At 35.6% G+C, this 23,701-nt stretch carries 22 protein-coding genes; 10 read left to right on the forward strand and 12 right to left on the reverse strand.

Features of this window, described 5'->3' with window-relative positions; translation table 11 throughout:
• Nucleotides 1-46 precede the first annotated feature (46 nt).
• Nucleotides 47-499: an SRPBCC family protein gene (locus tag MKY29_RS16920; RefSeq protein WP_093495072.1), complete on the reverse strand. Its 453-nt coding sequence runs from the start codon at nucleotides 497-499 to the stop codon at nucleotides 47-49.
• Nucleotides 499-840, reverse strand: coding sequence for a MerR family transcriptional regulator (locus MKY29_RS16925; protein ID WP_090568442.1), 342 nt, complete (start codon nucleotides 838-840; stop codon nucleotides 499-501). The genes MKY29_RS16920 and MKY29_RS16925 overlap by 1 nt, the downstream gene beginning before the upstream one ends.
• Before the next feature lie 142 nt (nucleotides 841-982).
• Between MKY29_RS16925 and MKY29_RS16930 the strand changes: the two genes are divergently transcribed.
• Nucleotides 983-2,122: a zinc-dependent alcohol dehydrogenase gene (locus MKY29_RS16930; RefSeq protein ID WP_093495073.1), complete on the forward strand. Its 1,140-nt coding sequence runs from the start codon at nucleotides 983-985 to the stop codon at nucleotides 2,120-2,122.
• A 51-nt stretch (nucleotides 2,123-2,173) separates the two neighbouring features.
• Here the strand turns inward: MKY29_RS16930 and MKY29_RS16935 are convergent, their stop codons facing one another.
• From MKY29_RS16935 to MKY29_RS16950, 4 genes are all read right to left on the reverse strand, one after another.
• On the reverse strand, nucleotides 2,174-3,013 hold the full coding sequence (locus tag MKY29_RS16935) for a DUF2785 domain-containing protein (RefSeq protein ID WP_340880348.1): 840 nt from the start codon (nucleotides 3,011-3,013) through the stop codon (nucleotides 2,174-2,176).
• Between the two features lie 288 nt (nucleotides 3,014-3,301).
• A complete protein-coding gene (locus MKY29_RS16940) occupies nucleotides 3,302-3,748 on the reverse strand; it encodes a hypothetical protein (protein ID WP_340880349.1) in 447 nt (148 codons plus the stop codon).
• A 125-nt stretch (nucleotides 3,749-3,873) separates the two neighbouring features.
• The gene (locus tag MKY29_RS16945) at nucleotides 3,874-5,625 is read right to left on the reverse strand and encodes a methyl-accepting chemotaxis protein (protein WP_340880350.1); all 1,752 of its coding nucleotides are present in this window, start codon (nucleotides 5,623-5,625) and stop codon (nucleotides 3,874-3,876) included.
• Nucleotides 5,622-6,800, reverse strand: a complete 1,179-nt coding sequence (locus MKY29_RS16950; RefSeq protein WP_093495077.1) for an MFS transporter — start codon at nucleotides 6,798-6,800, stop codon at nucleotides 5,622-5,624. The genes MKY29_RS16945 and MKY29_RS16950 overlap by 4 nt, the downstream gene beginning before the upstream one ends.
• Nucleotides 6,801-7,194: 394 nt before the next feature.
• Here MKY29_RS16950 and MKY29_RS16955 point away from each other — a divergent pair, with 394 nt between their 5' ends.
• The 3 genes from MKY29_RS16955 (at nucleotide 7,195) to MKY29_RS16965 (ending at nucleotide 11,752) form a co-directional block, all read left to right on the forward strand.
• Entirely contained in the window at nucleotides 7,195-7,380 is a 186-nt protein-coding gene (locus MKY29_RS16955; protein WP_090568418.1) for an SE1561 family protein, read from the forward strand.
• 545 nt (nucleotides 7,381-7,925) lie between these two features.
• On the forward strand, nucleotides 7,926-9,455 hold the full coding sequence (locus tag MKY29_RS16960) for a fumarate hydratase (RefSeq protein WP_090568415.1): 1,530 nt from the start codon (nucleotides 7,926-7,928) through the stop codon (nucleotides 9,453-9,455).
• Nucleotides 9,456-9,841: 386 nt separating this feature from the next.
• Nucleotides 9,842-11,752: a heavy metal translocating P-type ATPase gene (locus MKY29_RS16965; protein ID WP_340880351.1), complete on the forward strand. Its 1,911-nt coding sequence runs from the start codon at nucleotides 9,842-9,844 to the stop codon at nucleotides 11,750-11,752.
• 672 nt (nucleotides 11,753-12,424) lie between these two features.
• Here the strand turns inward: MKY29_RS16965 and MKY29_RS16970 are convergent.
• Together MKY29_RS16970 and MKY29_RS16975 are read right to left on the reverse strand one after the other, a co-directional pair.
• Entirely contained in the window at nucleotides 12,425-13,396 is a 972-nt protein-coding gene (locus MKY29_RS16970) for a YihY/virulence factor BrkB family protein (protein ID WP_336285543.1), read from the reverse strand.
• Nucleotides 13,397-13,422: 26 nt separating this feature from the next.
• Nucleotides 13,423-13,806 carry a YtxH domain-containing protein gene (locus MKY29_RS16975; RefSeq protein WP_340880353.1) on the reverse strand — a complete coding sequence of 128 codons (384 nt, stop codon included), beginning with the start codon at nucleotides 13,804-13,806 and terminating at the stop codon, nucleotides 13,423-13,425.
• 193 nt (nucleotides 13,807-13,999) lie between these two features.
• Here MKY29_RS16975 and MKY29_RS16980 point away from each other — a divergent pair, with 193 nt between their 5' ends.
• Together MKY29_RS16980 and MKY29_RS16985 are read left to right on the forward strand one after the other, a co-directional pair.
• Nucleotides 14,000-15,358, forward strand: coding sequence for an alanine/glycine:cation symporter family protein (locus tag MKY29_RS16980; protein WP_340880354.1), 1,359 nt, complete (start codon nucleotides 14,000-14,002; stop codon nucleotides 15,356-15,358).
• Nucleotides 15,359-15,423: 65 nt separating this feature from the next.
• A complete protein-coding gene (locus tag MKY29_RS16985) occupies nucleotides 15,424-15,645 on the forward strand; it encodes a DUF1128 domain-containing protein (RefSeq protein WP_090568404.1) in 222 nt (73 codons plus the stop codon).
• Between the two features lie 430 nt (nucleotides 15,646-16,075).
• Here the strand turns inward: MKY29_RS16985 and MKY29_RS16990 are convergent, their stop codons facing one another.
• The 4 genes from MKY29_RS16990 to motA form a co-directional block, all read right to left on the reverse strand.
• The gene (locus MKY29_RS16990) at nucleotides 16,076-16,987 is read right to left on the reverse strand and encodes a pseudouridine-5'-phosphate glycosidase (protein WP_090568401.1); all 912 of its coding nucleotides are present in this window, start codon (nucleotides 16,985-16,987) and stop codon (nucleotides 16,076-16,078) included.
• Nucleotides 16,984-18,084, reverse strand: coding sequence for a carbohydrate kinase (locus MKY29_RS16995; protein ID WP_340880355.1), 1,101 nt, complete (start codon nucleotides 18,082-18,084; stop codon nucleotides 16,984-16,986). Before MKY29_RS16995 ends, MKY29_RS16990 begins: the two co-directional genes overlap by 4 nt.
• A 106-nt stretch (nucleotides 18,085-18,190) precedes the next feature.
• Nucleotides 18,191-18,964, reverse strand: a complete 774-nt coding sequence (motB, locus tag MKY29_RS17000) for a flagellar motor protein MotB (RefSeq protein WP_093495083.1) — start codon at nucleotides 18,962-18,964, stop codon at nucleotides 18,191-18,193.
• Nucleotides 18,948-19,751 carry a flagellar motor stator protein MotA gene (gene motA / locus MKY29_RS17005; protein WP_269922350.1) on the reverse strand — a complete coding sequence of 268 codons (804 nt, stop codon included), beginning with the start codon at nucleotides 19,749-19,751 and terminating at the stop codon, nucleotides 18,948-18,950. Before motA ends, motB begins: the two co-directional genes overlap by 17 nt.
• A 191-nt stretch (nucleotides 19,752-19,942) precedes the next feature.
• Between motA and MKY29_RS17010 the strand changes: the two genes are divergently transcribed.
• The 4 genes from MKY29_RS17010 to MKY29_RS17025 all read left to right on the forward strand — a co-directional run bounded on the left by MKY29_RS17010 (nucleotide 19,943) and on the right by MKY29_RS17025 (nucleotide 23,677).
• Complete coding sequence (locus tag MKY29_RS17010) at nucleotides 19,943-21,175, forward strand: aminopeptidase (RefSeq protein WP_093495085.1); 1,233 nt, start codon at nucleotides 19,943-19,945, stop codon at nucleotides 21,173-21,175.
• 91 nt (nucleotides 21,176-21,266) lie between these two features.
• Complete coding sequence (locus MKY29_RS17015; RefSeq protein WP_269915757.1) at nucleotides 21,267-21,401, forward strand: hypothetical protein; 135 nt, start codon at nucleotides 21,267-21,269, stop codon at nucleotides 21,399-21,401.
• Between the two features lie 256 nt (nucleotides 21,402-21,657).
• Nucleotides 21,658-22,665, forward strand: coding sequence for a rod-share determining protein MreBH (gene mreBH / locus MKY29_RS17020; RefSeq protein WP_090568387.1), 1,008 nt, complete (start codon nucleotides 21,658-21,660; stop codon nucleotides 22,663-22,665).
• A 442-nt stretch (nucleotides 22,666-23,107) separates the two neighbouring features.
• Nucleotides 23,108-23,677, forward strand: a complete 570-nt coding sequence (locus tag MKY29_RS17025; protein WP_090568385.1) for a beta-class carbonic anhydrase — start codon at nucleotides 23,108-23,110, stop codon at nucleotides 23,675-23,677.
• The last annotated feature ends 24 nt before the right edge of the window (nucleotides 23,678-23,701 follow it).

Raw genomic sequence — 23,701 nt, forward strand, 5'->3', positions numbered from 1 at the left:
ATAAGCTGTCGGAGAGAATTAAACTCTTCCGACAGCTTTTCTGGTTTTATAGCTTCAATGCTTCTCGATTCACTCTTTCGATAAATTCTTCAACCACTTTATTATTACTTTTCTCACTACCAAGTTTCATCATTGCTCGTCCTACAAAATTTATGCCTTTGTTTTGACCCTCATAAATGAATTTTGTATAATTATCATTCAATTTATATAAAGTAAAACTAAACGTAATTTCAAACGCTTTCCCTAATACAAAGCTTATTTTTTTGTGCTTTTTATCTGGTTGATCTTCATATGCCATTGTTTCCACGATATATGTCTCTACTCGCTTCCCTTCACGGTAACTTTGTCTATGCTTTGCGCCAACCTCATTCTCCTGTTTTTCTATAAGAACGTGCTCCTCCACCTTATCCATAATCTTATGTATGTTTTTATCCATAAATAAGCTCCATACTTTTTCGATGTTTGCCTTGATTTCTGTTTCTTCACTCCATTTAATCATTAATCATTCTCCCTTCCTGATTCTAAAAATTCATCTAGCTCACCTAACTTGGCTGTTAGATTATCTATTTGAAGCAATATTGTACTTCTTTTTTGCTGTAATATTTTTTCAAGGTTAGCAAATGATTTATCGTCCATTACAGAAATCATTTCTTGTATAGTAAATCCAAAACTTCTCAGTTTCACTAAGAGGATGGCTAGAAAATAGCTGCCATCATCGTAGTACCGGTAATTATTGAGTGGATCAATATAAGCTGGTTCGAGTAATTTAACTTCTGCATAGTATCGTAAGGTCTCCTTGCTTAACCCAGTTATGTTGACAAATTCACTAATCTTATACATTCTGTGCCTCCCTTTTTTTTATTATAAACTGTGGGGTGCACCACAGAGTCAATCCACTTAACCTAAATATAGTATGACACGTTTTATTTGAAGAAGTTAAGGGAATCAATAGTGTGAACATTTAACTAAAGGAGGAGTTTAAGTGAAGGCAGTCACATTTCAAGGAGCTAAAGATATTCAAGTAAAAGAAGTTCCAGATGCAAAACTGGAGAAACAGGATGATATTCTAGTACGTATTACTACTACGGCTATTTGTGGATCTGATCTCCATATTTATAGAGGTGGAATACCTACTCGAAAGGACTTTGTTATTGGTCATGAGCCAATGGGTATCGTGGAAGAGGTTGGACCAGCGGTAACAAAAGTTAAAAAAGGTGATCGAGTCGTTATTCCTTTTAATGTTTCATGTGGAGAATGTTTTTATTGCCAAAATGAGATGGAAAGTCAGTGTGATAATTCAAATGATAATCCAGCCTTAGACTCCGGTGCTTATCTTGGTTACACCGAACGTTATGGTAATTTCCCAGGTGGACAGGCTGAATATTTAAGAGTCCCCTATGGAAACTACATGCCTTTCTTAATACCGGAATCATGTGAACTAGAGGATGAGTCATTGTTGTTCCTATCAGATGTTCTTCCAACAGCATATTGGAGTGTTGAAAACTCAGGCATGAAAGAAGGAGACACAATTGCAGTTTTAGGTGCAGGTCCTGTTGGTTTAATGGTACAGAAATTTGCGTGGATGAAAGGTGCAAAACGAGTAATTGCAGTTGATCACTTAGATTATCGTTTAAAGCACTCTGTGAAGATGAATAACGTCGAAGTCTACAATTTTGAACAATATAAAGATATGGGCTCCCATATTAAAGAGATCACCAATGGAGGAGTAGATGTTGTCATTGACTGTGTAGGGATGGACGGTAAAATGTCGATGGTCGAAAAAGTAGAGCAAAAGTTAAAGCTCCAAGGTGGAACTCTAAGTGCTATTGATATAGGAATAAATGCAGTAAGAAAATTTGGGACGATTCAATTAACTGGTGTTTATGGATCATTATATAATATGTTCCCATTAGGAAATATTTTCGAAAGGAATGTATCGCTAAAAATGGGACAGGCACCCGTCATTCATTATATGCCTCTATTGTTTGATAAAATTACGAATGGCGAATTTGACCCGAAAGAAATTATTACGCATAGTGTACCACTAGATAAGGCAAGTGATGCTTATAAAACTTTCCACGATCATGAGGACGAAAGTATTAAATTTGTGTTAAAACCATAAAAAATTAAAGTGAAGATGAGGACAGACTTCCTGACATGTCTGTCCTCACCATCACGATAGAAGATTCCAATCTGATTTAAGACAATCTTCTATACTTTTTTTCAAAGGATCTAATTTGGGTATTTTTTGAACTTTAATAAGGAAGCTTTTTAAAAATAACTTACAGTTCGCGTACAGGAACCAATATTCTTCTTCCTTAATTATACTCTTTTTCTTTTTTAACTCGTTTGGTATTTGTTGTATCAGTAACTCTATTTCTTTTATTTTCAAACCTCGTTCGAGCATTTCCAATATTGGAATTAAAATTCTTTCCTCTTCTTCGTGTATGTAAACACTATCGAAAACAAATAATTTGTTCCATAGTGCATTTAACATTTCTCCAAAGTGTTCTGAATCTACTTTGTTGCTTTTTACCAGTTCATCAAAAGTATCTGCTACATGCGCAATACTATGAGCCCAACCTTTACCTGGTACATAGCCTCTTAAGTCTTTTTCAAGATTAATATAATAAATCAAGTTATCTTTTACTCTTAGTATCATATTTTGGTCAAGAAAAGCATTTTCGTTATCTCTATATAGGATAAGTGCTATCAAAAGAGTAGTAAAAGATCTCGTAAAAACAGTATCTGTTTCCTTCTCTCCAATTCCTTTGTATAACAAATCATTTAACGCCACTTCCAATAATTCCGTTAGAAGTTCAGGCCCTAGTAATTTCTTTTCTATTATTAATTGATAAAACATGCTGTAGATTAGTTGATCTCTTAGTTCACCATCAGTAGAACCTATATGTTCTAGCATTGAGTAAACAATCATGTCTTCCTGTGCTGTTTCCCAAGTTCTTTCTCCACTTTTTAGTTCATTTAAAATCTTTTTAAGTTCATTTGCTTCCATCTGATAATCTCATTTCCTTCCTTTATCTAATATATGTCAATAAAATATAGAATTAATAAATATGTATATAAGTGAGTTCCTACCCATTAAAGATAATATAATTCCTCCTTTTTATTTAAATGGTATATTCTTCTATTTATACTATAGATTCACTGAGAATTCCACCACTTCAAGAAACAAAGCACTAAGATTCCCTTTTATGAGAGTCTAGTGCTTCTTTTTTTAATCACAAAATTTAGTTTCTCGTAGACATCTAACAAATCTGTATATTAAATTTTGTAATTTTCTTCAGACTATTAATTTCCCCATCACTTCATTCATAAAATTTAACCTGTTTATATATACAAAAAAACCAACTATAAAGATAATGATATAAATAGCATAAATTAATAGTGTAAGTTTAATCTTATCTTGATCAAGTAAGCTTAAAAGGTTAACGAACAACATGCCAATTACGAAAATACCAAAAAGCCAAAGTTCTTTAAGGAAAGTAAGTTCGTATTCTATAAGTGCGACTTTTAATGTAGATATCTCTGTTTTATCAATCTTATATTGCTCAGAGTGAAAAATGTCTTTTTTAGTTATTGTAATTGATTGCGTATCACTAAAATATTCTATTTGATGTCCTCCTGGATATAAATCTAACGAATATGTGACAATCCCAAAAACAACTATAAAGAAGTATATAAGCATATATCTATATCTGTATTTCTTTTCGGTATTAATCTTCAACATGACTTTCACCTCATTTTTTGAAGCCGTATATTCTACTAGTTATACGTATTATTAACAGAAAAGTTACATAATTAAAAAATACTAAGAGTTGTTCCTAAATAGAACAACTCTTAGTATTTTTGTTATTACAGTTTAAATTGGGAAATTGCTTTCTGAAGCTCATCGGCTGATTGTTGTAAAGTTTGAATGGTTTTATCTAAATTTTCAACAGTAGATACTTGGTAATCCGCTGATATTGCCACAGTTTTCGTCTGTTCTACTGCCTCATTTACAATAGCTGCAACCTGCTCCATTGATGCAAGAACCTCTTCAGAGCTTGCAGACATTTGTTCTGTTACTGCGGAAACATCCTGTACTTCTTCATTTACATGTAGTACAGATTTGAGCACCTTATTTAAGTCGTTTCCGATTTCTTCCACAGCTAGTGACCCATTCTGAACATCTTCTGCACTTTTAGCCATTTCTTCGAGAGCTTGAACTGTTACTGTTTGGAATCCTTGTATATGATTACGAATTTCTTCCGCAGAGTTCCTCGACATTTCTGCAAGTTTTCTAACTTCGTCAGCAACAATTGCAAAGCCTTTACCTGCTTCACCTGCACGAGCAGCTTCAATTGCTGCATTTAATGCAAGAAGATTCGTCTGATCGGCAATACCAGTAATAACTGAAACCATCTCTTCAATGGAATGATATTTATCCCCTAGATCTTTTACATGTTTTTCAGTTGCAAGTACAGAAGCTTCCACGTTTTTAATTTGTTGAACGACTGACTTGGAATTTGTTGCACTTGTAGTAACAAGTTCTGTCATGTCACTGGATGATGTGGCTACTGATGTAGAAGAATCGGCAATTCTCTGGATACCAATAGTCATTTCTTCCATAGCTGTTAATGCTTCATCATTATTTGTTTTCTGTACTTCAGAACCAGAAGCTATTTTATAAATACTTTCAGATATTTCATCATTTGAAGTTCTAACTGACTTCATTACTTCCTCTAATTCATCAGATACTTTTAATAGTGAACCTGCTGTTCCATTCATATTTGTTAGAATAGAGGATAATTGTCCAATTGATTTTCGAAATGATTTCGCAAAATCCGATATTTCATTATTCTGTTTTAAAGAAACAGTTTTTAATATCTCCTCAGCCCCCTGGAGGTCTCCATTTGCAATACTAGAAGAAGCACCTTGCATTTTTGTTAATGGCTTCAATGCATTTCCAATATAACGAAAGAGTATAAAAGAAATGATTGCCCCTAAAAGAATTACCATTATCAAAGAAAAGGGAACAGATTCTTTTAAGCTTTTTTGTTGAATTACTTGGACATCTGCTGCAGAAATATCAACTGCTACAATTCCAATTGTTTCTCCTGCTTCGTTTTTTAAAGGAGCATATGATGACAAGTATTCCCCATATACTTCATCCTCCACTATATCTGTGTAGCTTCCAGTTCCATTTAATGCACCTTCTACAGCTTTATAATCCGTTCCTTCACTTATATCTCCTGGCAAATAAGCGCTATCGTCATTTTTGTCTGCAGCATCAACAATAATAGTTGCAGTTTCTCCTTTGTTAGGAACATCTGTAACATAAGCATACATAACCCCATTTTGTATTAGTAAATCATTCAATTCTTCTCTTAATTCCCAATACTTTTCATTTTGTTCAGGGTTCTTTTTAAATTCTTCATAGGCTGTGGTATCAACTAACGTAGCTATATTTTGTGCTATATTTATACCATTTTGCCCTAATGTATCCTTGACCGTGTTATTCGTATTATATATAAGGACAGAGATGAATAATGCCACAAGTACAAGTATTCCAATGACAAAATATAGTGTGATTTTATTTCCTAACTTAGAGGAATGTTGCTTCATAGCAATTTACCTGCCTTCTGTGGATTTGAGATGAATATGAGAAATGACAATGAGCCTAACAATAGTGCTATAAGAACTAAGAAGCTTAATCCATCAAATAGTTGAATAAATAGACCACCTAAGAAAGGTCCCGACAAACTTCCTAAACTAAAAAATATTCCGCACAATAGATTACCTGTTGGTAATAATTCTTTTGGTGTTAAATCGGTCATATACGAAATACCAAGTGAAAATGTTGAACCTACAAATATACCTGCTATAAAAAACAAACTTCCTACTACTAGAGCGGAGGTTTCGAACATACTAGCTACCCCAAAGGTCAATGCACCACATGCTAGTACTAATATAAGCACTTTTCTTCTACCGATACGGTCACTTAATACTCCTAACGGTAGCTGTGAAACGACACCGCCTATAGAGAAGGCTGCAAGTATAAAAGATAGATCTTTAATTTCCAAGGCATTTCGAAGTCCATACACAGGATAAATTGCGTTTAAAGAGGATTCTAAAAAGCCATAGCTAAAAGGGGGTATAAATGCTATCCAAGCAACTGCAAGTGCTGCTCCAAAGCGTTTCCATGTCCCTGATAACGAGGCACTATCAGTAAAAACTTCTGGCTTCTCATTTTTAATGAAGAACACAAGGACCCAAGCGCATAAACAAAGAATACTCGAAATAATGAATGGTAAACCTTCAAAAATTTCGACCAACTGCACGAATAGAGGTCCTACCGCAAAACCAATTCCAAACGATAATCCATAAATAGCTATATTTCTACCTAATCGATGTTGTGGGGAAAAGCTAGTAATCCAAGTCTGCGTAGAAAAATGAAGTGCATGATCACCAATTCCGATCAATAACCGCAAAACAAACCAAAACGCTACACTTTTCCACAAAGGGAATAGCATTAAGGAGACAATAACAAGAAGCCCACCGATAATAATAATCGGCTTATAGCCAAATTTTCGCAATGGAGGTTCCATAAACGGAGAAATTAATAATGTACCTATGTATAATCCAGTAGCGCTCAACCCGTTTAAGGTGGCACTAATCCCGTCTTGTTCAAAAATAACAGATATTAAAGGTAGCAACATTCCTTGTGAAAAACCAGATATGGAAACAATAATGACTAAAATTCTGAAACGTTTTTTTTCTTCTACTGTAAATTCATGCATAGTAATACCTCTTTTTATCCAAACTAATTATCTAATAGCATTAGTTTAGCAGAGAATAGGTCTTGTTAATATAAATATTTACACAACAAAAGGCTCAGCCGGTATCTTTTTAAGATAGTGGACTGAGCCGTTACATATAACTACTATTCACTTGTATATTCATAACTGCATTTTCGGCTTGTTTGCCGGTGAAATGTCTAAACACCCTCCTTCTACTGATTAGAATGGTCGACTATTCACTACGGCCTCCCTTCTATGTATCTTAAAGATAATTTATCATATAAACAGAATATTGTAAAGATTGTAAATACACAAATCATTAAATTAACTCTTTAGACCTATCTTTTCTTTGAAAATTCCTTTATCCTATACATATAAAGTGAGGTGTTTTTCTGTGGGTAATCATATTTCAAATCCAGAACAACAAGTATCCTATTTAAAAGATCGACTACAAATGTTTTTAGAAGTATTAGACACAATCGAGCCCGAGACAACTGAACTTGAAGATATAGACCGTCTAATCCAAATGATGGATGACCTTGAATTAAAAATGGAGCAGTTTAAAAACACAAAAGAATAATCGAAAAGATCGGAATGACTTCATTCCGATCTTTTTTGTTTTTGGCGTACGACTACTGTTCTCGGGCGGATAACCACTGCGCTTTGGCGCATACTCCTGTTCCTCGGGCACTCGATGGATTCGCCGGCGGATGACTGCCATTCTAGTGAGTATAACCACTACGCTCGGGCGCATACTACAGTTCCCTCGGGCGCTCGACGGATTCGCGGGCGGATGACTGCCATTCTCGAGCGAATAACCACAACGCTCGGGCGCATACTCCTGTTCCTCGGGCGCTCGACGGATTCGCGGGCGGATGACTGCCATTCTCGAGCGGATAACCACAACGCTCGGGCGCTACTACAGTTCCTCCGGCGTTCGATGGGTCCGTGCGTGGATGACTACGCTTCTCATGTGGATGGATGAATGAATTTTCCGGTGTCGCATCTACCACAAAAGCGTATTCTCAAGTATTTATTCCCCCGACAACTCTTTTTTTCATCCTAATAAAATAGTATACTTGTAATGTTTGTTACCTATATACATATCAAAGGAGCGTTTGCATCATGCAATTGGAGCAATTAGAGAAAAGTATTTATGATTTGATTACCGAAACTTCTACAAATTTACCGAAAGATGTTCGTCGTGCGATCAAAAAGGCAAAAGCAGCAGAAAATGCTGGAACACGTGCTGCGATGAGTCTGGATACGATTACAAATAATATTCAAATGGCCGATGATAATGTTTCTCCTATTTGCCAAGATACTGGTTTACCAACTTTCAAGATTAAAACACCTATTGGCGTTAACCAAATAGAAATTAAAGCTGCTATTAAGCGCGCTATAGCTACAGCTACTAAAGATGCAAAGCTTCGTCCTAATGCAGTTGACTCTTTAACTGGTGCGAACAGTGGAGATAACTTAGGAGACGGGCTCCCTGTTGTAAAGTTTGAGCAGTGGGAAAAAGACTATATCGAAATGAAACTAATTTTAAAAGGTGGCGGCTGTGAAAACAAAAATATTCAATATAGCCTACCAACTGAATTAGAAGGTTTAGGTCGTGCTGGGCGTGACTTAGACGGGATTCGCAAATGTATTCTACATTCTGTTTATCAGGCCCAAGGACAAGGCTGTTCTGCTGGATTCATCGGGGTTGGAATCGGTGGTGACCGTTCTTCTGGCTATGATTTAGCAAAAGAACAATTATTCCGTCATGTGGAAGATACTAATCCAAATCCTGATCTAGCAAAATTAGAGCAATATATAGTTGAAAAAGCTAACACATTAGGTATTGGTACAATGGGCTTCGGTGGTGAAGCGACTTTACTAGGCTGTAAAGTTGGCGTCATGCACCGTATCCCTGCTAGCTTCTATGTTTCTGTTGCTTACAATTGTTGGGCGTATCGTCGTATGGCGATTAATATTAACCCAACAACTGGTGAAATTATCGAATGGCATTACCAAGATGGAGAGAAAATTGAGTTCAAGGACCAATCCTCAGAAGAAGCTCCAAAAAAAATAGTGGAATTACAAGCTCCTATCACAGAAGAACAAATTCGTGAACTACAGGTTGGGGATGTCGTATCGATAACTGGTCGTATGTATACTGGTCGTGACGCAATACACCACCACTTGATGAGCCATGATGCACCAGTTGACCTAAATGGACAAATTATTTATCACTGTGGTCCAGTTATGCAAAAAGATGATGCTGGTGATTGGCATGTACGTGCTGCAGGTCCAACTACGTCAATACGTGAAGAGCCTTACCAAGGTGATATTATGAAAAAATTCGGCATCCGTGCAGTTATCGGAAAAGGTGGAATGGGTCCAAAAACACTTGCTGCTCTTTCCGAACATGGCGGAGTTTATTTAAATGCAATTGGCGGCGCTGCTCAGTATTATGCAGATTGTATTAAAGGTGTAGATGGTGTGGATCTGATGGAATTTGGAATCCCTGAAGCAATGTGGCATCTTCGTGTTGAGAAATTCACAGCAGTTGTAACAATGGACTCTCATGGAAATAGCTTACATGCTGACGTGGACAAGTCTTCATTAGAAAAGCTTTCTGCCTATAAAGAAAAAGTTTTTAGCTAATGTGATTCAGTTAATTTCATAAGTACTTATGAAATTAAAACAAAATATTAAATAACAAATTTTAATCAATTGTATTGTCTAAAGTAAAATATTGCGATTAAAACAAAATAGTATTAGCACTAAGCCTCCCTGACAAAAAAATACAAGTCAAGGAGGCTTTGTTATTGCTTGCGAAAAATGTTCTCTTGTTTCTGCATCAATGCGCTCGCTTCGAACTAATATTAAGCTTTTTTAAAGTTAATTCAATCTGTTGACTTATAAAAACCGCTAGATTATAATAATTATAAATTAGTAATGAATATAAAGTGGGTTTCCTATTCGGAAGTCCATTTTCTTCATTTATAAGGACTATTAATATTGAAATTCATTATCAAGGAGGTTTTTATATGACAACGATAACTAATAAAAAATCTAACCCACTATTTCTTTCGAATTTAATGTCTCATGTGGAATTGGTAGCAGCACTTTTTTCTGGGGTACTGATCCTTATAGCATGGCTATTAAGTAACGCACAGCAAGAAACAGCATCGATCATTTTCTATTTACTAGCATTTGTAATAGGTGGGTATGCAAAAGCCAAAGAAGGTTTAGTAGAAACATTTAAAGAAAAAGAGTTAAATGTAGAGTTGCTGATGATACTAGCAGCAATAGGCTCTTCTATCATCGGCTATTGGACAGAAGGAGCAATCCTAATTTTTATATTTGCAGTAAGTGGTGCTCTTGAAACGTACACAATGAATAAAAGCAAAAAGGAAATTTCATCCCTCATGGAACTTCAGCCTGAAGAGGCATTACGATTAAATAATGATGGCACTACTTCACGAATCTCGGTGAGCGAGTTAGTTGTAGGTAATCAACTTATTGTAAAACCCGGTGAACGAATCCCCGCAGATGGGAAAATTGTAAGTGGCAATACTGCAATTGATGAATCCGCAATTAGTGGTGAATCTATTCCTGTAACTAAACAGTTACATGATGAACTATTCGCTGGAACAGTTAATATGAGCGGTGCTATTACGATGGAAATGACAAAGGAAAATGAGGACTCACTTTTCCAAAAGATCATTAATCTTGTGCAAACAGCTCAGGATGAAAAATCTCCTGCTCAACAGTTTATTGAACGCTTTGAAAGTACCTACGTGAAAATTGTTTTAATTTCAGTAGCATTCATGCTTTTCCTTCCTCACTTTTTACTTGATTGGGACTGGAACACAACATTTTACCGAGCGATGGTTTTATTGGTAGTGGCTTCACCTTGTGCTCTCGTAGCATCTATTATGCCAGCCACTTTAGCAGCAATTTCGAACGGTGCTAAAGTTGGTATATTATTCAAAGGCGGAGTACATCTGGAAAACATCAGTGAAATGAATGCAATTGCATTGGATAAAACTGGTACTCTAACTACCGGTAAGCCAGTCGTTACAGACTTCTTAGTACGACCAGATTTAGATAGAATGTCAACCTTAACAACACTAGCAACTATCGAGGGACAATCCAATCACCCTCTAGCCATAGCAATTACAGCTTTTGCAAAAATTGAAGGTGTAGGATCTGTTCCACTAATCCATATTGAAGATAAACCTGGATTTGGAATACAAGCTACAATTGACGGAGAATCAGTATTAGTAGGAAAACCTGATTTTGTTAATAAAAACGATGCCTTTACCTTTCATAACGGAATTGCTTCTACCCTTACAGAAGAAGGGAAAACTGTCATCTTCATGCGAGATGGAAAAGGAATTGCTGCTGTTGCTGCCTTAAAAGACACAGTCAGAGAGGAAACAAAAATCGCGATTAAGCAGCTCCAAGCACTAGGAATTAAAACAGTGATGCTTACAGGTGACAATAACAAAACGGCAAGTGTTATCGCAAAAGAAGCTGGAATTGATCAATATATTGCCGAGTGTCTACCAGAAACTAAAGTGAAGCATATGAAAGCGTTACTTAAGGAACATGGCTTTGTTGGAATGGTTGGAGATGGTATCAATGATGCTCCTGCACTTGCAACAGCAACAACAGGATTTGCCATGGGAGAAGGAACAGATGTTGCACTAGAAACTGCAGATATCGTTCTTATGAAAAATGATCTGTCTAAAATTGCATATGCAGTGAAAATGTCACGTAAAATGCGTCGAATCGTTAAGCAGAATATCATTTTTTCAATAACTATAATCGCACTTTTAATCGTCTCGAATTTCCTTCAAGTAGTAGACCTGCCGTTAGGGGTAATAGGTCATGAAGGCAGTACAATATTAGTCATATTAAATGGATTGCGAATGCTCAATAGGAATATTTAAGAGAATTAAAAAATAGCCGATCTTTGTAGGTTAAAACCTGTTCCAATCGTTTCCGAAGTGCTTTAGACCGCCGTTTTGCTATAGTATTACCTAGTGAATTTGTAGTGAGTATTGTTTGTGACAGCTGTCACAAACAATACTCACTTTTTCGGTAATCTTATGGCGGTTGCCTGTCCCTAGCTCTTCTACAATAATTAGAAACAGGTTAGTGCGTTTTTGGATAACTAGAGAAAAGATACTTTCCTATTCATAGGTAAGCGCCAGAAGATACAATTTCTGTTGCTACTTCGCTTCTTTAGTATGTAAACACTCCCTATTTTTCTTTATTTCCACTAGTAGAATAAAATTGTCTGCTTTCCTCTATCATCGAAAAATAGTATTTCTATTTCATCAGCGATTACCAATCATTTTATCCCTATATTTGCTTTGACTAATATTATCATCTAAGCCATATGCTTCTCCAAATCTTCTAGTGGAGTACTACCCGCCGTTTGATTAGATTGTAAGGTGGATACTCCAGCGGGACAGCGAGAAAGTCTCGAGACTCCGCATGAACTGACCCCCTGGAACGGAAATCACAGTATTATTTTCTCTCATGCTCCATGAGCCCTGTATTCACTGGACTTTTTTATATACCTTGTTAATCTTTAAACAAAAACAGAAGGACGTCGGTTAGACGCGTCCTTCTGTTTCCTTTTTTTCTAAAGCTATTTTACGTTCCTGCATAACTGCATTTATCTGACCACCAACCAACAAAATGATGCCAGAAATATATAACCATAACATTAATACAATAATCCCTCCGATACTTCCATACGTAGAAGAATAGTTAGAGAAATTACTAACATAGAACGAGAATCCTAATGATACGATAATCCAACCAAATGCTGCAAAAGCAGCTCCTGGTAATACACTTCTTAGGAATAATTTTGTATTTGGAACTATCCAGTACAATGCAATTAATACCACAAACATAATTAAGGGACTAATCGTCCATCTTAAATTATTCCAAAGCTTTACAAAGCTTTCTTCAAAACCAAAGTATGAAAATAGAATTGTACCAATTTGTTGACCGAATACCGGTAATACTAGCGCTACTATAAATAACATAATCATTAATAACGTAAATACGATAGATAATAGTCTGACGATGAAAAAGGGTCTTGTTTCTTCAAGTGCATATGAACGGTTTAAAGATTTTACAATTGCATTCATCCCATTTGAAGCAGACCAAATCGTACCAATAATCCCGATAGATAGTAACCCACCGTTCCTACTCACCAAAACTTCAGTCAATGTTTCCTCAATAAGAATATATACTTCCTGTGGTGCATAGTTTTCTAAGAGACGAAAGACTTGTGCCTCGTCTAAGTTTAAGTACGGTAATAAGGTTATTATAAAAATTAATAATGGAAATAGGGATAATAGGAAGAAATAGGCTAATTGTGCTGCAAAGCCTGCAATATCCGTTTTCTGAATATGTAGTATTAAATGCTTTATGTAACCAGACCATGTAGTAAGATCATGATGCACTTCTTCCTTCTTTTTCTTCTTTTTTATATTTAGAAATTTTAACTTCTCGAACCAGCTGGGGCTTGAGGATGAAGTTTTTTTATTATCTTTTTTCTCATGAATATCTTTCACTCCATCCTCTCCTTTCTGTGCAATGATTACTTTTTTGGTTCAAAAATACTTTTTTCTTCCTTTTCTGGAACTACAATTGATTTGTACTCCTCTTTTGATTGAGAAAATGCATCTTTCGTATCTGTTAATAATGTTTTAACCTGAGGGGTGATTTCCTTTGCCTCGTTCACTTTTTCAGTTAAATACATTGCATCTGATGAAAACTGATCATAGACCGATTTCCATTTTGTTACTTGATGTTCGATATTTGTTTTTAATTCTTCCCTATTTTTACTGTAATATTGAATTTCATTTCGAATGTATCTTGTTTTGTTCATAACTGAATCTCTTGTTTTTCTGTCAAGCATTGTTAGAGCTCCACCAACAACTGCACCACATATAATACCTTTTAAAAATTTATTTTCACTCATCCAAATTACCTCCAAGTTTAACTATATAGATGCTTTAATTATACCCTCACCAAAATAGAATCAAACAATATTTTCATTTATTTAAAAAATAGTCTTGACTAGCACACTGAATTTTACGAATATTGTAACAAGGGTAAATAATATGAAAGGATGATAGATTTCTTTTTAGACAATAACATAGGGGGTAATGTTGATGGAACAATTGAATGAGTTTTTAGGAACGGTATCATCCTTTTTATGGGGAATTCCACTCTTAGTATTAATAGTAGGTACTGGTATTTATTTAACGTTGCGTTTAGGAATTTTACAATTACGCTTGTTACCTGCTGCATTGAAGCAAGTTTTCTCCAAAAATCATGATAAGTCTGCAGAAGGAGATATCTCTCAGTTTCAGGCTCTCACTACAGCATTGGCCGCAACGGTTGGCACTGGTAATATAGTTGGGGTTGCCACTGCGGTAGTTCTAGGTGGTCCTGGGGCAATATTTTGGATGTGGATTTCAGCATTCTTTGGAATGGCAACAAAGTATGGAGAAGCGGTACTAGCTGTTAAATATCGTGTTAAAGATGCCAATGGTGAAATGGCCGGCGGACCTATGTACTATTTAGAGCATGGTTTAAAACAAAAATGGTTGGCTGTTTTATTCGCAATTTTTGGGGCAGTGGCAGCATTTGGTATCGGAAATGGAACACAATCCAATTCTGTTGCAGGAGTTGTAAATAATACTTTTGGAGTTGATACATGGATAACTGGAATTGTATTAACTATTTTTGCTGCTTTAGTTATTCTAGGTGGTATTAAATCCATTGGTAAAGTTACTGCGATTTTTGTTCCTGTAATGGCGGTTTTCTATATTGTTTCTGGATTAATTATTATGATTTTAAATGTTACAGCTATTCCTGAAGCATTTGTAACCATTTTCAAGATGGCATTTTCAACTGAAGCTGCGGCAGGTGGAGCAATCGGTGCTGCTATTAGATATGGTATTGCTCGTGGGGTATTCTCAAATGAGGCTGGTTTAGGTTCTGCTCCTATTGCTGCAGCTGCGGCAAAAACAGACCTTCCTGGTCGCCAAGGGCTTATCTCGATGACTCAGGTATTTTTTGATACATTTATCATTTGTTCAATTACTGGTATCACAATTGTCATGTCTGGAATATATACAGACAAAAATTTAGCTGCAAATGAAATTACAACTGGAGCGTTTGGACACTTCTTAGGTGACTTCGGACCAATTGTAGTAGCAATTGGGTTGATATTCTTTGCTTCATCTACGATAATTGGTTGGGCTTATTACGGAGAAAAATGTTTCCAATATTTATTCAAAAACCCTTCTCTTCTAATTGTGTATCGTATTGCTTTTGTCTTGATGGTATTTGTAGGATCTGTTGTTTCATTAGATTTAATCTGGACTTTCTCAGATATAACTAATGCATTAATGGCTATTCCTAACTTAATAGGACTACTAGGACTTTCTGGTGTAATTATTTATGAAACGAAAAAAATTCAAGAGAAATTAAAAGAAGAAAAAGAGGCAGCAAAATCTATTTAGTGTTTGACATTGCAGGCTTAGCGTGAAATGATTAATTCTAATGTATGAAAGGCAGGTTACTACGAATGAATTTATCACAACCCTCAGCAGAAAATGTCACGTATATGATTGAAACAATTAAAGAGAAACTTCGTATGGTCAATGTAGATGCAATGAGATCAGAGGATTTCAATGCAACACAATATGATGATCTTGTTTACTTATACGAAATGGTTAAAAAAAGAGATACTTTTAGCCCAAGTGAAATGCAAGCAATTGCATCTGAACTAGGAAACTTAAGAAAATAAGTCCAGAATCATGTTCATTAAAAATGGTTAGTCGTGAATAACATCACGACTAACCATTTTTTGTATATAAAATATACGTTTTTTGGGACAACCTTTATAATATAACAGTTATATCACTATCGTATTACCAGGAACACTGACTTTATGCACTGGAGACTCTTGTACCTGCTTATTTATAATAGCTTAATGGATTCTATTTTTCGTTACTTGCTCTAACCCATTGTTTACTTGCTTCCATCTATGACTTACTTACTGTCGTGAATGATTTACTTGCTCTAACCCTTTATTTACTTGCGGATCATTACCTTTTACTTGCGGAAGGGGATAATTTTACCAAACGCTCATGAATTCACAGCCTTAATTTATAGAATTGAATACTAATAAAAGGCTATCTATTGTCATCTTTACTGACAATAGATAGCCTTCTTTCTTATAGATTATTTAATTCAACTGCAATTTTAGATCCAACACGAGCATTATTATAAACAAGTTCGATATTGGATTCTAAAGATTTACCTTCTGTTAGTTCTTTTACTTTTCCTAACAAGAATGGAGTTACGTCTTTCCCTTTTATACCATTTTCTTCAGCTTCCTGTAGAGCAGTTTGGATAATCGTATTAATATAAGACTCTTCCAATGAATGTTCTGTAGGAATAGGATTAGCAATTACTGCTCCACCATTTAACCCAAGATCCCATTTAGCTTTCAACATTTCTGCTACTTCTTTTTCATTGTTTAAACGGAAGTTTGCATCAAATTCACTTGTCGTTGTATAAAATGCTGGGAAAGAATCTGTTTGGAAACCTACAACAGGAACACCTTTAGTTTCTAAGTATTCTAAAGTTAAACCAATATCTAAAATAGATTTTGCACCTGCACAAACTACTGCAACATTAGTATTTGATAGTTCTTCTAAATCTGCTGAGATGTCCATAGTCGTTTCTGCGCCTCTATGTACACCGCCAATTCCACCGGTAACAAATAACTTAATACCAGCCATTTCTGCACAAATCATCGTTGTTGCTACTGTAGTTGCACCAATTTCTTTTGAAGATACAACGTAAGCAAGATCTCTTCTAGAAGTTTTTCTTGCATCTTTACTTGTTCCTAGCGTTTCTAATTCTGCATCGGATAAACCAATTTTAATCTTTCCGTCCATAATAGCGATAGTCGCTGGAACTGCACCATTATCACGCACAATTTGTTCTACTTTTCTAGCAGTTTCAACATTTTGCGGGTATGGCATACCATGAGAGATAATTGTAGATTCTAGCGCAACGATTGCCTTTCCTTCTTGCATTCCTTTTGCTACTTCTTCTGAATAAGTGATATATTGTTTCATTTTTTATTTTCCTCCATCTCATTAGTTAAATTATTTCGAGAAAGCTCAGTTCTTACCGTATCGCTGGAGCGAATAGTTTTACTTGCGTTTATCATGCCTGTTTTTATGGTCGTTACAATATCCTCACCATTCAACCAAGCATATAAAGTAGCGGAAACAAATGCGTCCCCTGCACCAGTGACATCAATTACATCCTCTACCTTAATTGCTGGAAAATAGGAAGTTTCCATGTCACTACCTGCGTACATTATGCCCTCACTACCCCAGGTTATAACTACATGGGAAATCCCCTTTTGGACAAATAATCTTGTTGCTTCTTCCCATGATCCTTTATCCACAATATTTATACCTAAATACATTTCTGCTTCATCTTTGTTTGCGATTAACCATCCAATGCCCTCTAATGAATCAGGCATTCTATCCATTTTAGGTGAGGATACAGGTATTAAAGCAAGTGGTATATTATGTCCGATAGAAACAGTTCGGATATATTCAATCACTTCTTTCGAGCAGTTCATGTCTATAATGATGAGCTGAGAATTCGTTAAATGTGTTTCATGTTTTTTCAAATAATCTACAGTCAACTGTTCATAGATATCCATATTTGCTAGGGCAAGAAGCATTTCTCCACTTGAATCTAGCACTGCCGAATATGTTCCAGTTGTGTAATTTGGTAACTTTTCAATGGAAAATAAATTCATCCAATTATTAGAGGCTTTTTCAATAGCTTCATATTCCATGTCTGTTCCAACAACTGATAATAAACGTACAGTTTGTCCTAATCTACCTAAATTTTCCGCAATGTTCCTTGCAACTCCTCCAACACTTTGTATGCTAGATGTAGGGTTAGAAGTACCCATTTGGAGCTTATTGATTACCGTATACTTTCTATCTACATTGGCTCCACCTATGCAAATAATTTCTTTGTTCTCAGGTAAAATATAAGCTCTTCCTGTGATGTTCCCATTTTTTATCAATTGGGAAATAATATTGGCAACTGCCGGTCTAGACATTTTGAGTTCGTTTGCTATTTCCATTTGAGATGCATATGGATTTTCTCGCAGGTACTTTAAAATACTCACTTCTTTTGTATTCATTTGCTTACACCTCTCTTCTCATTGAACATTTGTTTTAATTATAAACTTTTGTTTTATAAAGTCAAATAAAAACTGACAACCATCTTTCGGTTGCCAGTCTTTATTATTATTCAGGTTGGTCGTTTAAAGTACCATCCTCTAGAACGCGTGGTTGAATCAATACTTCAACTCTTCTATTTTTTGCCCGATCTGCTGGAGTATCATTGGAAGCTACAGGTCTAAATTCACCGTAACCTTTCGCACTAAAATATAGCGGATCTATCGTATTATTTCCTGCTAATATTTTCAGGAAATTAACTGATCGCATTACACTTAGCTCCCAGTTGGAAGAATATTCACTACTAGAGATAGGAATATTATCTGTATGGCCAGTGATAACGACATTTCTAGGAGGATCAAATACAAGCAAATCGGAGATATCTTCAGCAATTGAACGATACTCACCTTTTACTTCTGCTTCGCCAGTATCAAATAATATACTATCTCTTATCGTAACAAGTAAGCCTTCATCGGTTAGTTTAGTAACAAACTGTTTTTCTAGCGCATTTACTGCTATATATTCATCCACACTATCTTGAATTTCGGAGAGTGCTTGCTGGTCTTCCATATATGCAGTGCTCTCTCCATCTTCTCCCTGACCTGAATCATCAGGAGCATCTGGCACTTCCAAAGGAGATGGCTGTTCAAAAATACCGGTTCCACCATTAAGGACTTCGTTGAACGCTTGAGACATTTGTTCCAATTTTTGTTGGTCTACAGAACTAGTAGCAAATAATACGATAAATAAGGCTAGTAATAATGTTAAAACATCGGAGTACGGAAGTAGCCAGGCTTCACTTACTTCTTCCTCATGCTTATGTTTTTTATGCTTCTTTGCCAAGGCCAGCCTCCCCGCTTTCATTCAATACTTTTTTACGCTCTGACATAGATAGATAGGAAGCTAATTTTTGTTCAATAACTCGTGGAGAATCTCCTTCTAATACTGAAAGGATACCTTCTAGCATCATTGTCTTTTGTCTAATTTCTTGTTTAGATTTACGTTTTAATTTATTCGCAAATGGATGCCATAAAACATACCCAGTGAATATACCTAATAGAGTCGCTACAAAGGCTGCAGAAATTGCATGTGCTAATTTATCAATATCACTCATATCACTTAAGGCAGCTATTAAACCTACTACCGCTCCAAGTACACCAAGTGTGGGAGCATATGTCCCCGCTTGAGTAAAAATTTGAGCACCACCTGAATGTCTTTCCTCTAGTGCGTCAATTTCTTCTGTAAGTACATCTCTAATATAATCTGCATTTTGTCCATCAATTGCTAACGTAAGACCGTTTTTTAAAAATGGATCTTCTACATCTGTTGACTTACTTTCAAGTGCCAATAATCCTTCTCTTCTTGCTAAATCTGCCCAGCTTGAGAACATTTTAATTACTTCCACATCTGGTACTAGTTTTGTTTCTTTAAAAATAACTCCAAATATCTTAGGTACTCTTTTTAATTCTGCCATTGGAAATCCAATAACTATTGTAGCAATCGTACCGAAAATGATGATTAAGATTGCTGCAGGATTTAATAATGCACCCAATGTAACACCTTTTAAAACCATCCCAACTAATAATGAAACAAACCCTATTATTAAACCGAATACTGTAGACTTATCCATTCAACTTCCCCCACATTCTATTTCTTTCCTTTATTTCGGCTATATTCATATTTTTTTAATAATAATCTACCGATTGACTATATTAAATTTTCGAATTATGAACAAAATTTAACTTATCGACTAATTTGAATATTGATAATACAAGCGCAAAACTGATACTATGAAGATAATAATAGAAAGGAAGTATCCATATGACATCTTTTAATACAAAATTAGAAAACTATGCTTCTCTTGTTGTAGAAGTAGGAGTGAATATTCAACCAGGACAGAATTTATTTATTGCAGCTTCCACTGATAGCGTTGAATTAGTTCGATTGATTACTAAAAAAGCGTATGTAGCTGGGGCTAAACAAGTATTCGTAGATTTAACAGATGATGAAATCACACGATTACGCTATGAACTTGCACCTGGGGACTCATTTGATTTCTTTCCTTCTTGGAAAGCACAAGAAAAAGAATTGTTAGCAGAAGGCGGAGCTGCATTTATAAGCGTTGTTAGTCAAAGTCCTGACCTTTTAAAAGGAGTGGATTCCTCTAGAATTTCAGCGTTCCAAAAGGCTGCGGGTCAAGCATTAAGCAAATATCGTCAATATGTACAATCGGACAAAATCAGTTGGTCAGTAATAGCATCTCCATCTACAGAGTGGGCTAAGAAGGTATTCCCTAAATTACCTGAGGAAGAACAAGTACCTGCCCTTTGGGAAGCAATTTTCCAAGCAGTGCGTGCGGATGTCGCAAATCCAACAGAAGCATGGATTGAACATGATAATCTTCTACATACAAAGGTAGATTATCTAAACGAGAAAAATTATAAAAAACTTCATTATACAGCTCCTGGTACAGACTTAACGATTGAATTACCAAAGGGACATCTATGGTGTGGGGCTGGTAGCACAAACGAAAAAGGATTTTCTTTTATGGCTAACATGCCAACGGAGGAAGTATTCTCTGTTCCATTAAAAACAGGTGTTAACGGTTATGTAGCAAGCACTAAACCATTGAGCTACGGCGGGAATATTATTGATAACTTCACTATTACATTTGAACAAGGTCGCATTGTAAAAGTGGAAGCTGAACAAGGTCAAGAGGTGCTTGAGAACTTAGTTGCAACGGACGAAGGGTCACACTATTTAGGTGAAGTAGCACTAGTACCACATGACTCACCAATCTCTAACTCGAATCTATTATTTTATAACACATTATTTGACGAAAACGCTTCTAATCATTTAGCAATCGGTAGTGCATATGCTTTCTGTATAGAAGGCGGCAAGAAAATGAGTCGCGAAGAATTAGCAGAAAATGGCTTAAACGAAAGTATTACACATGTAGATTTCATGATTGGTTCAGAAAAAATGGATATCGACGGTATTAAAGAAGATGGAACTTCAGAGCCAATATTCCGAAATGGAAACTGGGCATTTTAATATTGTTAACTTAAATTCTATATATTTCTAGTTACAATTCTTTCATTTTTACGTTATAATAAATACAAGAAAACAAGTGAGGTGTTATAAAATGGCTTTATACACAGTTACAGTGCTTGGTTTTACTGCAATTATGGGAATCGTAGGCTATGTAATTTTGCATTACTTTGGAAAAGGTATGAATTCTAAAGATGCATCTACAATAGATCCAAAACCTTTTCAATAACTCATAAAACAACCGTCGAGTATGCTGACGGTTGTTTTTTTTATTTGATATCTCTTCTCTTTTTCTTTTCAAATTAACTTCATTTCTATTACATTTGGATGACAAACTATTACTATTCGTTCAATTTATCGCGCTATACTATTTCAAATGACCTAAGATACTCTGAAATATATGTAAACTTCCATTATGTTACAAATGGCAACCTACTATTTATCTATTATAATTACTAAGTATGATTGGAATAGGAGGAAGACAAATGTTTTCAAACTCACATATTGGAATAGATTTAGGTACAGCAAATACATTAGTTTATACAAAAGGCAAAGGCTTATTAATAGATGAACCTACAGTAGTAGCAGTTAATACTAAAACGCGTGAAATCGTAGCTTTCGGTGAAGAAGCAAAAAAAATGATTGGCAAAACACCTACTTCAATCGAGGTAATACGTCCATTACAGGATGGAGTAATTGCCGATTTTGACATTACAACACAACTACTCAAACTTATAATGCAAAAAGCAGGGAAAAAACTTGGTACTTCTTTAAGAAAACCGACTGTAATTGTATGTACACCATCTGGTGCAACTTCTGTAGAAAGAAGAGCTATACAAGATGCTGTAAGACAAAGTGGAGCAAAAGATGTTCAATTAATGGAAGAACCCGTAGCTGCAGCAATCGGTGCTGGTCTTCCAGTAGATGAGCCTGTCGCAAGTATGATTGTAGACATTGGCGGTGGCACGACAGAAGTTGGCATTATTTCTTTTGGTGGAGTAGTAGCGTCCCATACAGTAAAGGCAGCTGGAGATCGTATGGATGAAGCAATTATTCACTTTGTTCGAAAAGAGTACAATGTTATTATTGGTGAAGCCACTGCTGAGAATATCAAAATGACTATAGGACATGCATTGGTTCCTCATGCAGTAGAACAAATGCAAGCTACCGGTAGAGATGTAGTTAGTGGATTACCTAAGACTATTCATTTATCTTCTACTCAGATACAGGGTGTTCTATCTGAATCATTGGAAACTATTTTAGAAGCAATACGCGCAACACTAGAAACCTGCCCTCCTGAGCTTGCAGGAGATATAGTTGACCATGGAGTAATATTAACTGGTGGTGGAGCATTACTAAAGGATATTTCCGAGTGGTTAACCCAGGTCATTGAAGTACCAGTTCATCTAGCACCTGAGCCATTACAGTCCGTGGTTATAGGGACAGGAAAATCCTTCTTTGTATCAGACCGAAAACAAAAACTAGCAAAATAAAGTGGAACTTTATTCATTGAAATTTGGTTTATTTCTCTTTCGAATAAAGTTATCTCTACTATAAAAGCAAGAGAGTTGTCCACTATGGCGAACAACTCCCTTGCTTTTTACATACTTATAGATTATGTTGCATTCTAATTATTATAAACTCCATAAAAGTTCCGCAAGTAAGTAGTATTTAATCACAAATACTAATAAAAGATCAACCTCAGCAAGTAACTTCTTGTGCCAAGCAGGTAAATGTTTAGGAAGGTGTAATAGCTCTTTATATTTAGAATGCAAGCTGTTCTATGCTCCCTATGCCTCTCCAAGGTAGTCACTATGAGCTCTTGTCGAAAGTCCTTCTCAGCAAAAGTCTAATTTTAGTCAGGTTCAAGTATTAAGTAAAGCAATTATCTTTCATTTCCTATAAAATATAATTACAACCTAAAGGAGGAATACTATGCCAAGCTTACATGAGATTTTAAAATACAATGATCACTTCGTGGAAAACAAACTATATGAACCTTTTTTAACTACCAAGTTTCCAAATAAACGTATTGTTATCTTAACTTGCATGGATACTAGGTTAACAGAAATGCTCCCAAAATCCATGAATTTTAAAAATGGTGATGTAAAAATAGTTAAAAGTGCTGGAGCAATCATTAACCATCCATTTGGTGGAATTATGCGGAGCCTTATCGTAGCTGTTTATGAGTTACAAGCCGATGAAATCTATGTAATTGGTCATCATGACTGTGGTATGAGTGCTATACAAACCGATAAAATTATGGATAAAATGATTACTCGAGGAGTAGATCCACGTGTATTAGATATCCTAAATAATTCCGGTGTGAACTTAGAAAAATGGTTAGAAGGTTTTTCTAACGTAGAAAGCAGTGTATTACATAGTGTAGAAATGATTCGAAATCATCCACTTATGCTTCCTGAAATTCCAGTTCACGGACTAATTATTGACCCTGAAACTGGTCGATTAGATTTATTGACAGACGGTAATGTCGACAAAAAATAAATTATTTCCCGGGAAATCGACATG

It is taken from the genome of Psychrobacillus sp. FSL K6-2365 (assembly GCF_038003165.1).
GTDB lineage: Bacteria > Bacillota > Bacilli > Bacillales_A > Planococcaceae > Psychrobacillus > Psychrobacillus psychrodurans.